We start from the raw sequence: 10,873 nt of genomic DNA, 5'->3' as shown, positions 1-10,873 counted from the left end.
GCGCCGGTCGACGCCCAGCCGCTCAGCGTGCCGCCCGGCTCGGCGCCCATCGTGATGCCGCCGACCGCCGCCGGCCCGGCAACCGCGACGCCGCCCGTGGCATCGACGACGCCTGACACCGCTGGCAGCGCTGCCGCGACGGGCACCCCGCCGCTGGCTCAGGCCCAGCCTGTGCCTCAGGTCGAGGACAGCGGCATCACGGTCAAGGTGCGCATGGCCCTGGCTGCCGATGCGACGCTGGCCGCCGTGCCCATCGCCGTCAGCACCGACCATGGTGTCGTCAAGCTCGAAGGCCAGGTGCCCGACAGCCAGACCCGCGATCGCGCCACCTTCGTCGCATCGTCCACGACGGGCGTCAAGGCGATCGACAACCGCCTGACCCTGCCGCCTGCCACGGTGGTGAGCCAGGCGCCGACCAGCACGCAGTAAGCGCCGTGCCGCAATGAAAAAGGCGCCCCTCGGGGCGCCTTTTGCGTGGTGTGGTGCTCAGTGGCAGTGCTGGCTGCGGGCCGGGGCCAGCTCGGCGCCGATCAGCGCGTCCTCGGTCACCTCGCGGGCGGCCTCGAGCTGCAGGCAGAGTTCGGTGATGCCGTCCTCGCGGCCGCCGACGATCTCGGGCAGCGGTGCTGCGGCAATGTCGGTGGGCAGGTCGGCCAGGGCGCCGATCAGTTGGAACAGCAGTTCCAGGCTGGCTTCGCCATCCTGCGGCAGGTCGCGTGCGGCACCGAGGCTGCGCGCCAGGTACCAGCAGGCTTCGGCGGCGTTGTCGCAGGCCTGGGCCTTGAGTTCGAGGGCACGGTTGCGGGCATCCGCCTCGTTGAGTTCACGATGGGCCTGGACGATCTCGTAGGCACCGAGATCGGCCGGGACGGCATCGTCAAGCGAGAGCGCGGCAAAGTCGAGTTCGTGGGCCATGGGTGCTGCGGTGGTGAGGCAGTGCCATCGTAATGGCGTGCCGGGCCGGGAAGCTTCCCCTCAACCCGGGCGCCGTGAAGCAATCGCCGGAACTAAATCACAAGGACGGCTCTATTCAACGCTTCTTGGCCGGGCGGGTCCAGCCAGCAATTGCAACCTGTTTGCCACGCGCCACGGCCAGGCTGCCGGCTTCGACGTCCTTGGTGATGGTCGAGCCGCCGCCGATGGTGGCGCCATTGCCCAGCGTGACGGGCGCGACGATGACGCAGTTGGAGCCCACGTGGACGTCGTCGCCGATGGTCGTGCGGTGCTTGTTGGCGCCGTCGTAGTTGGCCGTGATGGCGCCAGCGCCGTAGTTGACGCGCTCGCCGATGGTGGCGTCGCCGAGATAGGCCAGGTGGTTGGCCTTGGCCCCCTTGGCCAGCGTCGAGTTCTTGACCTCGACGAAGTTGCCGATGTGCACCTCGGCACCGAGCTGGGCGCCGGGGCGCAGGCGCGCGAAGGGGCCGATCAGCGCGCCTTCGCCAACGCTGGCGCCGGCCGCTTCGCCGTCAATGTGGGTGAACTCGTGGATGCGTGCGCCGGCGGCGATGGTCACATTGCGGATGACGCAGTGGGCGCCGATGCGCACGCCGTCGCCCAGCGTCACATCGCCCTCGAAGACGCAGTTCACGTCGATCTCGACGTCCTGGCCATGGGCCAGCGTGCCGCGCAGGTCGAAACGGCCCGGGTCGGCCAGGCGCACGCCGGCGCGCATCAGGTTTTCGGCTTGGCGGCCTTGGAAGGCGCGCTCGAGCTGGGCGAGCTGCACGGGGTCGTTGACGCCCAGCACCTCGATCTCGCTGCTCGCCTTGATGCCCAGCACGGGCAGGCCCTCGGCGACGGCCATCGCGACGATGTCGGTCAGGTAGTACTCGCCCTGGGCGTTGTTGTTGGTCAGCTGGCCGACCCAGCGCTTGAGGGCACCGGTGGGGGCGGCCATCATGCCGCTGTAGCCCTCGTGGATGAGGCGCTGTTCGGGCGTGGCGTCCTTGTGCTCGACGATGGCGAGCACGCCGCCGTCGTCGGGATCGCGAATGATGCGGCCATAGCCGGTCGGGTCGGCGAGGTCGACGGTCAGCAGCACCAGGGCGTGGCCGGCGCAGGTGTCGATGAGGGCCTTGGCCGTCGCCGTCTCGATGAGGGGCACGTCGCCGTTGAGGATCAGCGTCGTGCCTTCGCCCACCAGGGCCGGCACGACCTGCTGGATGGCGTGGCCGGTGCCCAGCTGGGGCATCTGGCGAACGAAGCCTATGCCGTCGGCGCCGGCCGCCGCTTCGACCTGGTCGGCGCCATGGCCGGTGATGATGAGGCGGGCCTCGGCGGCGAGCGGCTCGCAACTTTTGAGCACATGGGCCAGCAGCGAGCGGCCGGCGAGTTTGTGCAACACCTTGGGCGTTGCGGACTTCATGCGGGTGCCCTTGCCCGCCGCCATGATCACGATATTCAGCGCCATGCCTGCCTTGCGACTACGTTTCAACGAAGTCGCGATTATGGGCAGGCTATCGCGGCGCGAGGACACGTCTGGCGTCGTGCCTTACCCAGGCGACCACCGCGGAACCGGCTTTGCCGGGCCGCTGGTGGTGCCCCCTTGAGGGGGCCGGCGAAGCCGGTACGGGGTGGGCTATCTCACGGCCTGCACGGACACGCGGTGCGATTTCGGGTTGACCTTGGGGAACTCGGCCAGAGAAGCGTCGAAGAGGCTGCCGATGACGGCTTCGCTGCCCATGGTCATGCCTTCGTTGCTGGCATGGGTCTCGAACAGCGCCTCGCCGCTGGCGCGATCGCGCATCAGCACGGCCACGGCGCGGTCGTAGCGGCGGTCAAAGAAGGGATCCTGGCGCCAGCCCCAGCCACCCCAGCCAGCGGCGTAGCCGTAGCGGGGCGAGAACATGCGGCCGCGCCAGCGCCACCACAGCGGGTCATCCCAGGGCACGGGGTCGTAGGCGGTGACGCGGGCGCCCAGCGTGACGAGTACGTCGGCGCTCTTGGCATCGGCGGCGGGCTTGAAGCCGGCCCTTTCCAGTGCGGCCTTGGCGGCTTCTTCCAGCGTGTTCTGGCGCTTGGCGGCTTCCTCGCTCTGCTGCTGCGAGGGCAGGCGGTCGAAGGCATAGCTGCCGGGCTTGCGGTCGGCCGGCCAGTTGCCATAACTGGAGACATCAGCGGAGACCGTGTAGGGGCCCGCGCAGCCGGTGACGGCAACGACCGAGGCGGCGGCAAGCGCGGTGAGGATCAGGCGGCGGTTCATGGAACACCTCCATCTTGGTGATGCCGTCATTCTGACCCGGCTAGATTGCCCTTATGTAAATCAGCGTTGCAGTGTGATGACCGAGCTGGCTGGCGACGGCGTGGCGCAAGACTCATCGTCGTCGAAGGCGATGTCGCCGTCGGGCTCGGCCTGGCCGGTGGCACGCATGGTCTCGAAGGGGAAGAGCTTCTTGTCCATCATGTGCGAAGGCACGATGTTGCCCATGGCCGTGAAGATGTTGTCGATGCGGCCGGGGTAGCGCTTCTCCCACTCGTTGATCATGGCCTTGACCTGCACGCGCTGCAGGTTCTCCTGGCTGCCGCAGAGGTTGCAAGGAATGATGGGGAACTCGCGGTGCTCGGCCCAGCGCACCAGGTCGGGCTCCTTCACATAGGCCAGCGGGCGGATGACGACGTTCTTGCCGTCGTCGCTGACCAGCTTGGCCGGCATGCCCTTCATGCGGCTGCCGAAGAACATGTTCAGGAACAGCGTCGTGACCATGTCGTCGCGATGGTGGCCCAGCGCGATCTTGGTGGCACCCAGTTCGCCGGCCACGCGGTAGAGGATGCCGCGGCGCAGGCGCGAGCACAGGCTGCACGTCGTCTTGCCCTCGGGGATGAGCTTCTTGACGATGGAATAGGTGTCCTGGTTCTCGATGTGGAAGTCCACGCCGCGCGAACGCAGGTAGTTGGGCAGCACCTCCTCGGGGAAGCCGGGCTGCTTCTGGTCGAGGTTGACGGCGACGAGGCTGAACTTGATCGGCGCGCGCTGCTGCATGTTCAGCAGGATGTCCAGCATCGCGTAGCTGTCCTTGCCGCCCGACAGGCAGACCATGACCTTGTCGCCTTCTTCAATCATGTTGAAGTCGGTGACGGCCTGGCCCACCTGGCGGTGCAGGCGCTTGGACAGTTTGTTGATCTCGTAGGCGGCCTTCTTGTCGGCGGCGGCTTGTTCGGCGAAATCGAGGACGTCAGCGGTGCCCGGCCGCCCGAAACCGCTGACAGCCCCCTCGGGGGGCAGCTCGCCATGCGAGCGTGGGGGCAAATCAAGTTCAGACATGTTGTTCACCATGCACCCAGTTCGGTGCTGATTGCGACTTCGCAGTCGGGAAAGATTTCGAGCTTGGTCAGCTTCAGGCGCACGCCGACGACGCCGGGCAGGCTCATCAGGCGGTTGCAGAGCTTGCCCAGCAGGGCTTCGACGAGGTCGGTGTGCTCGGCCGTGCACTCGTCGATGATGGCCGTGCGCACACGGCGGTAGTCCAGCACGTGGCCGATGTCGGCGTCGCGGGCGACGACAGGCATGGCGCCGAGGTTCACTTCGGCATCGACCTGGATGGGCTGGGGCCCGGTGCGCTCGAAGTCGAGCACGCCCAGGTTGGCGCGAAAGCGCAGGCCCTGCAGATGGATGACCTGACGGTTGTTATAGCGCTGCGGCGCGGCGGCGACCTGAGGGCGCAGGGCCAGCTCGATCTGCTTGGCCGCCTGCACGCCGTCGGCCAGGGCCGTCTGCACGCAGGGGTGCCAGCGGCGGCTGGCGTCGCCGGCGACGAAGGCGCGCTGGCGAGAGGCTTCGTCCAGCAGCGCGAAGGCCGAGGGCTCGGGCTCGAATCCCAGCAGCGCGGCGACAAAGTCGAAGCGCTCGCTGCCGACCGTGACGCCGCTGTCGTCGGGCAGCAGGGCCTCGGGCAGCGGCGTGGCCAGGCGCACGCTGATGCGCGGGTGGGCGGTGGCGCGCTCGGCCAGGTGGATCTGGGCGCGCCAGCTGCCGCGCGACCAGAGCGTCACGTCATGGCCGCGCTCGGCCAGGAAGAGGGCGTTCTCGGCCGCGTTGTCGCCGGCACCCAGCAGCAGCACGCGGCCCGGGGGCAGTGCCTCGCGGCGGGTGGTCAATTGGGAGGCGTCCAGCACGCGGTCGTGCGGCACGGCGAAATAGCGAGCCGGTCGCAGCAGGCGCAGGCCGGTGGCGACGAGCAGGGCGCGGGCCTGCACATGCTCGCCGGTGGCCAGTTGCAGCGTCCAGCCCGCGGGCGTGTGGCGGGCGGATTCGGCCCGCGTGCCCAGGCGCAGCGTCATGCCCGGCGTGGCCTGGGCCTGGGCGGCGTAGTGCTCGCCCAGGGCAGCCAGGCGGGCGGCGGGCTCGCCCAGCACCCAGTCCTGGGCGAAGTTGAGGCCGGCCAGCGCCGCGCACAAACGCGGCTCGCGCTCGACGAGCAGGGCCGTCATGCCCATCTGGCCCAGCCAGGACGCGGCGCTGCAGCCGGCAGGGCCGCCGCCGAGGATGGCTACGTCGATGGAAGTGGGGCTGGGCATGGGGCGGCCGGAGCAAAGCCGCGAATTATCCCCGCCACGACTATTTCCTGCCGACCCGTTTCCAGAGCCGCCACCCCAGCAGCGCCGCCAGGATCACGCCGTAGACGGCCGGCTCGGCGAAGTTGTGCTTGCCGGCGCGCATCCAGATGAAGTGCATCAGGGCGATGACGGAGATGGCGTAGATGGCCTTGTGCAGGGTCTGCCAGCGCTTGGCGCCCAGCCTCTTGATGGCCTTGTTGAAGCTGGTGGCGGCCAGCGGCAGCATCAGCGCCCAGGCCGTGAAGCCCATCAGGATGAAGGGCCGCTTGGCGATGTCGGTGGCGATGACGGCGAGGTCCAGGCCCTGGTCCAGCCAGCCATAGGCCAGCAGGTGCAGCGTCGCATAGCTGAAGGTGAACACGCCCAGCATGCGCCGAAAGCGCGCCAGCGCCGCGAGGCCGGTCAGCTCGCGCAGCGGTGTGATGGCCAGCGTCAGCCACAGGCCACGCAGCGTCCAGTCGCCCAGGCGGCGGATCAGCGCCTCAGCGGGGTTGGCGCCGAGCTGGTTGGCGATAGCGCCGTAGACCAGCCAGGCCAGCGGGCCCAAGCAAAGCAGAAACAGCACCACCTTCGCCGCTGGGTGCAGCAGCGCGCGCGTCAACGCCGCCTTCATCAGTAGTTGCGCTTCAGGTCCATGCCTGCGTAGAGCTGTCCGACCTGGGCTTCGTAACCGTTGAACATCAGCGTCGGGCGCTTCTTGGCAAACAGCCCGTCCTCGCCGATGCGTCTCTCGGTGGCCTGGCTCCAGCGCGGGTGGGCCACGTTGGGGTTCACATTGGAATAGAAGCCGTATTCCTGCTGGGCGGCCTTGGTCCAGCTGGACACGGGCTCCTTCTCGACGAAGCGGATCTTGACGATGCTCTTGGCCGACTTGAAGCCGTACTTCCAGGGCAGCACCAGGCGCAGCGGCGCGCCGTTCTGGTTGGGCAGCACCTCGCCGTACATGCCGAAGGCGAGCAGAGCCAGGGGGTGCATGGCCTCGTCGATGCGCAGGCCTTCGACATAGGGCCAGTCCAGCACACCGGAGCGCACGCCGGGCATCTGGGTCTTGTCGGCCAGGCTGGTGAACTCGACGTATTTGGCCTTGGACGTCGGCTGGGCCTGCTTGAGCAGCTCACCCAGCGAGTAGCCCTCCCAGGGGATGACCATGCTCCAGCCTTCGACGCAGCGCAGGCGGTAGACGCGCTCTTCGATGGCGCTGAGCTTGAGCAGGGCGTCGAGGTCATAGCGGCCAGGCTTGGCGCATTCGCCTTCGATGCTGACCGTCCAGGGCCGCGGCTTCAGCGTATGGGCGTTGGCGGCCGGGTCGGACTTGTCGGTGCCGAACTCGTAGAAGTTGTTGTACGAGGTCGCGTCCGTGTAGCTGGTGATCTTGTCCATGACCAGGGCGCCGGCCACGGCCGAGCGGGCGCCCGGCAACTTGGGCAACTTGCCGCCGCCGGGTGCGGCCTGGGACAGCGCCAGCGGCGACGCGGCCGCCAGGCCCAGGCCGGCCAGGGCCGTGCGGCGGTTCAGGTAGACACGGCGGGGCGTGATCTCGCTGGAAAGGGGCTCGTGGGCGGCGGGGGTCTTGATCAGCATGGGGTGTGCGATTCGGTGAGTCTGGCGGTTCGGTCGGCCAGGGATAGTCGGAACTTACACCGGCAGGCGCCGGCCCGTACGAGGTCATGTGTAAACCCGAGCGCCGCTGTCCTTGACTGCCGCAGCCCGGCCGCCGAGCATGCCGCCATGCCTGTCTCCCTGTCGGCCCCCGCTCCCGCGCCTGCCCCCACGCGATGGCGCGACGCCAAGCGTTACGCCTGGCTGCTGTCGGGCCTGTTCCCGGGGCTGGCCTGGCTCAACGTCTGGCAGGCCGACCGCAGCGGCCAGGCGTTCTGGCTGTGGCTGATGCCGGGCGTCATGTACACGCTGATCCCGCTGCTGGACACGCTGCTGGGCGAGGACCGCAGCAACCCGCCCGAGGCCCAGGTGCCCGTGCTCGAGGCTGACCGCTGGTATCTGGTCGTGCTGCTGCTCTTCGTGCCGCTGCAGTTCGGGTTGACGCTGCACGGCGCCTGGCTGGCGGTGCATGGCGGGCTGGGCGCGGTGGGATTCGTGGGCCTGGTGCTGACGGTAGGCGGCATCAACGGCGTGGCCATCAACACGGCTCACGAGCTGGGCCACAAGCACGCTGCCTGGGAGCGCTGGCTGTCGCGTCTGGTGCTGGCACCGGTGGCCTATGGCCACTTCTTCGTCGAGCACAACCGCGGCCATCACCGGCGCGTCGCCACGCCCGAGGACCCGGCCAGCGCGCGCCTGGGTGAAAGCTTCTGGGCCTTCCTGCCGCGCACCACGTGGGGCAGCTTGCTCTCAGCCTGGCAGCTCGAACGCGAGCGCCTGGCTGGCCGCGGTCACGGCCCCTGGCACTGGCGCAACCAATGCCTGCAGGCCTGGGCCATGACGGTGGTGCTCTATGCCGGCTTGGTGATCTGGCTGGGTTGGGCGGTGCTTCCCTTCCTGCTCGTGCAGGCGGCCTACGGCGCCCAGTTGCTGGAGGTGGTGAACTACATCGAGCACTACGGCCTGTTGCGCCAGCGCGGGCCCGACGGCCGCTACGAGCGCTGCGCGCCCGAGCACTCATGGAACAGCAACCACCGCATGTCCAACCTCTTCCTGTACCACCTGCAACGCCACAGCGACCACCACGCCCACCCCGCGCGCCGCTACCAGGCGCTGCGGCATTTCGAGCAGGCGCCGCAACTGCCCAGCGGCTATGCCGGCCTGCTGCTGGTGGCCTATGTGCCGCCGCTGTGGTTCCGGTTGATGGACCGGAGGGTGATGGCGCATTACGGCGGGGAGCTGCAAAGGGCGAATGTGCAGCCGGGGGCGCGGGCGAAGTTGGAGCGACGGTGGAGCGGGCAGGTGGGGTTTTGATTGCGGGGACAGTCAACCTGTCTGCGATCCGAGGTATCCGCATGCCGATGTGGCACAACTGTTGGGCCGATGCTCACTCGCGTTCGAGCCGGAGCGCTGTTGATGGATTGCAGTTTTGGCTGGGTGTCTTCAAGGGGCCGCAATCGGCCACAAGCGCTCCGCCGCGATAGATTGCTCCAGAGCAGTTCCATCGCGCCACGGTGTTTTGGGGCCTTCGGCGTGCTCGGCGACAGAGGGCCCGTGAAGGCTCAGACCATGCCCCGCACGGTCCATGACGTCTGCAAGAATGACCGGAATCAAAGGCGCCATCCAGGACCGTCATGAAGTCGATCTGCATCAGTTTCCTGCTCATGGCCGCGTCAGGCCTGGGCGCGCCTGCGCTCGCGGCCGATACACCAGCGCAGGCAGGCACGCCCCTGATCTCGGGCGTCGACGTCAAGTCCTTCGATCCGGCCGTGCGGCTGCAGGACGACTTCTACGCCTACGTCAACGGCCGCTGGGCGAGCAGCACGAAGATCCCCGCCAGCAAGGCGCGCTGGGGTACCTACGACGAACTGCGCGAGACGGCAGCCTTGCAGGTGCGGGCGATCCTGGAAGACGTGCTGAAGAACCCGGGCGCGGCCGGCAGCGAGACCCGAAAAATCGCCGACCTGTACACCACCTTCATCGACGAGGCGGCGCGCAATGCGCGCGGCCTCGCGCCGCTGGCACCCGAATTCAAACGCATCGCCGCCGTCACCCGCCACCAGGACCTGGCCGCCTTGATGGCCGAACTGGAACGCCAGGGCGTGACCGTGCCCTTCGCTGTCTTCGTCGGGCAGGACGCCCAGAACGCTGAGCGCTACGTCGTCTATGCGGCCCAGGCCGGGCTGGGCCTGCCCGATCGCGATTACTACCTCAACGACACGGACCAGAAGCTGACGGCCGTGCGGCAGGCCTATGTGCAGCACATCACCCGGCTGTTCACGATGCAGGGCGACGCGCAGGCCGAGCGCCATGCGGCCAACGTGCTGGCCCTGGAGACCCGGCTGGCGCAGTTGCAATGGACCCGCGTGGAGAGCCGCGAAGCCCTGAAGACCTACAACCCACGCACCTTCGCACAACTGGCCGAAGAGGCGCCCGGACTGGACTGGTCGGCGTACCTGCGGACCGCAGGCATCGCGGGCAAGGCCACGTCGCTGGTGGTGCGCCAGCCCAGCTACTTCGTGGGCTTGGCGAAGCTGGTGGCCGAGGTGCCGTTGGAGCAGTGGCACAGCTACTTCAAGTGGCACGTGCTGGAGGCCTACGCACCCTACCTCGCGCGCGCCGTGGCCGATGAGCGCTTCGCATTCACCGGCACGGTGCTGCGCGGCGTGCCCGAGAACGAACCGCCCTGGCGCCAGGCCCAGCAGTTCGTCGATTCCATCATGGGCGAGGCGGTGGGCAAGCTCTACGTGGCTCGGCACTTCCCGCCCGAGAACAAGGCGCGCGTGCTGGCCATGGTGAACAATTTCCTCGCCACGTTCCGCGAAGGCATCGATGAACTGGAGTGGATGAGCCCGGCGACAAAGAAGGAGGCACAGGCCAAGCTGGCTCTGTTCACCCCCAAGATCGGCTATCCCGATGTCTGGCGCGACTACACGGCCCTGGCCACCAGCAGCACCGACCTGATCGCCAATGTGCGCGCTGGCCGCCGTCATGCCTTCGACCGCGGCATCGCCAAGCTGGGCAAGCCGGTGGACCGTGGCGAATGGGGCTTCACGCCGCAGACCGTCAACGCCAGCTACAGCCCGCTGCAGAACGCCATCACCTTTCCGGCCGCGCTGCTGCAGCCGCCCTTCTTCGACGTGAGGGCCGAGGACGCCATCAACTACGGCACCGTCGGCACCAGCATCGGCCACGAGATCAGCCATGGCTTCGACGACCAGGGCAGCCGCTACGACGGCCATGGCAACCTGCGCAACTGGTGGACGGAGGCGGACCGCGCCGCCTTCACCGCGCGCGCCAACGGCCTGGTGCAGCAGTACAGCGCCTTCAGCCCGGTGCCGGGCTACCACGTCAACGGCCAGTTCACGCTCGGCGAGAACATCGGCGACAACTCCGGCGTCACCATCGCCTACAAGGCCTACCGCAAGTCCCTGGGCGGCAAACCTGCGCCCCTGATCGACGGCCTGACCGGCGAGCAGCGGCTGTACATCGGCTGGGCGGTCAAGTTCCGCACGCTGCAGCGCGAAGAGGCCGCCATCGTCCAGCTCAAGAGCGATCCGCATTCGCCGGGCGAATTCCGCGTCAAGGGCACGCTGGCCAACCAGGYCGGCTTCTACGAGGCCTTCGACATCAAGCCGGGCGACAAGATGTACCGGCCACCTGAGCAGCGCGTGAAACTGTGGTGAGCAGCCACGGGCCCCGCGGTGACAGCCTCAGTCGC

Annotated in this window: 10 protein-coding genes and 1 pseudogene; 3 read left to right on the top strand and 8 right to left on the bottom strand. The window is 68.4% G+C overall.

Going from position 1 to position 10,873, the window contains the following annotated elements; genetic code table 11:
• On the top strand, positions 1-429 hold a 429-nt coding region (locus AC1D2H_RS25250), incomplete at its 5' end, for a BON domain-containing protein (protein ID WP_478012802.1).
• 57 nt (positions 430-486) lie between these two features.
• On the opposite strand, the gene AC1D2H_RS25245 is transcribed toward AC1D2H_RS25250, so the two are convergent.
• From AC1D2H_RS25245 to msrP, 8 genes and pseudogenes are all read right to left on the bottom strand, one after another.
• Entirely contained in the window at positions 487-915 is a 429-nt protein-coding gene (locus AC1D2H_RS25245; RefSeq protein ID WP_478012801.1) for a hypothetical protein, read from the bottom strand.
• 115 nt (positions 916-1,030) lie between these two features.
• Positions 1,031-2,410 (bottom strand): bifunctional UDP-N-acetylglucosamine diphosphorylase/glucosamine-1-phosphate N-acetyltransferase GlmU, encoded by a 1,380-nt coding sequence (glmU, locus tag AC1D2H_RS25240; protein WP_477930586.1) that lies wholly within the window; start codon positions 2,408-2,410, stop codon positions 1,031-1,033.
• 168 nt (positions 2,411-2,578) lie between these two features.
• Positions 2,579-3,202, bottom strand: a complete 624-nt coding sequence (locus AC1D2H_RS25235) for a DUF4136 domain-containing protein (RefSeq protein WP_477930584.1) — start codon at positions 3,200-3,202, stop codon at positions 2,579-2,581.
• A gap of 60 nt (positions 3,203-3,262) precedes the next feature.
• Positions 3,263-4,261, bottom strand: a complete 999-nt coding sequence (gene ttcA / locus AC1D2H_RS25230; RefSeq protein WP_477930582.1) for a tRNA 2-thiocytidine(32) synthetase TtcA — start codon at positions 4,259-4,261, stop codon at positions 3,263-3,265.
• Positions 4,262-4,266: 5 nt separating this feature from the next.
• Positions 4,267-4,662, bottom strand: a complete 396-nt coding sequence (locus tag AC1D2H_RS25225) for a dihydroneopterin aldolase (RefSeq protein WP_056203616.1) — start codon at positions 4,660-4,662, stop codon at positions 4,267-4,269.
• A 312-nt stretch (positions 4,663-4,974) separates the two neighbouring features.
• Positions 4,975-5,514, bottom strand: a pseudogene (locus AC1D2H_RS25220) (FAD-dependent oxidoreductase); the annotation flags it as partial.
• A gap of 40 nt (positions 5,515-5,554) precedes the next feature.
• The gene (locus AC1D2H_RS25215) at positions 5,555-6,166 is read right to left on the bottom strand and encodes a protein-methionine-sulfoxide reductase heme-binding subunit MsrQ (protein ID WP_477930581.1); all 612 of its coding nucleotides are present in this window, start codon (positions 6,164-6,166) and stop codon (positions 5,555-5,557) included.
• Positions 6,166-7,134, bottom strand: a complete 969-nt coding sequence (gene msrP, locus AC1D2H_RS25210) for a protein-methionine-sulfoxide reductase catalytic subunit MsrP (RefSeq protein WP_477930580.1) — start codon at positions 7,132-7,134, stop codon at positions 6,166-6,168. The genes AC1D2H_RS25215 and msrP overlap by 1 nt, the downstream gene beginning before the upstream one ends.
• A 147-nt stretch (positions 7,135-7,281) precedes the next feature.
• On the opposite strand from msrP, the gene AC1D2H_RS25205 reads away from it, so the two are divergent.
• Together AC1D2H_RS25205 and AC1D2H_RS25200 are read left to right on the top strand one after the other, a co-directional pair.
• On the top strand, positions 7,282-8,466 hold the full coding sequence (locus AC1D2H_RS25205; protein ID WP_477930578.1) for an alkane 1-monooxygenase: 1,185 nt from the start codon (positions 7,282-7,284) through the stop codon (positions 8,464-8,466).
• Positions 8,467-8,786: 320 nt separating this feature from the next.
• Positions 8,787-10,838, top strand: a complete 2,052-nt coding sequence (locus AC1D2H_RS25200; protein ID WP_478012800.1) for a M13 family metallopeptidase — start codon at positions 8,787-8,789, stop codon at positions 10,836-10,838.
• Positions 10,839-10,873: the final 35 nt, after the last annotated feature.

This window comes from Roseateles sp. P1_C1_2 (assembly GCF_056406535.1).
This window is presented reverse-complemented; position numbering and strand designations above follow the sequence as displayed.

Coding starts and splice junctions, on each gene's coding strand:
- AC1D2H_RS25245 (WP_478012801.1), bottom strand. CDS start 915: ATGGCCCACGAACTCGACTTTGCCGCGCTCTCGCTTGACGATGCCGTC.
- glmU (WP_477930586.1), bottom strand. CDS start 2,410: ATGGCGCTGAATATCGTGATCATGGCGGCGGGCAAGGGCACCCGCATG.
- AC1D2H_RS25235 (WP_477930584.1), bottom strand. CDS start 3,202: ATGAACCGCCGCCTGATCCTCACCGCGCTTGCCGCCGCCTCGGTCGTT.
- ttcA (WP_477930582.1), bottom strand. CDS start 4,261: ATGTCTGAACTTGATTTGCCCCCACGCTCGCATGGCGAGCTGCCCCCC.
- AC1D2H_RS25215 (WP_477930581.1), bottom strand. CDS start 6,166: ATGAAGGCGGCGTTGACGCGCGCGCTGCTGCACCCAGCGGCGAAGGTG.
- msrP (WP_477930580.1), bottom strand. CDS start 7,134: ATGCTGATCAAGACCCCCGCCGCCCACGAGCCCCTTTCCAGCGAGATC.
- AC1D2H_RS25205 (WP_477930578.1), top strand. CDS start 7,282: ATGCCTGTCTCCCTGTCGGCCCCCGCTCCCGCGCCTGCCCCCACGCGA.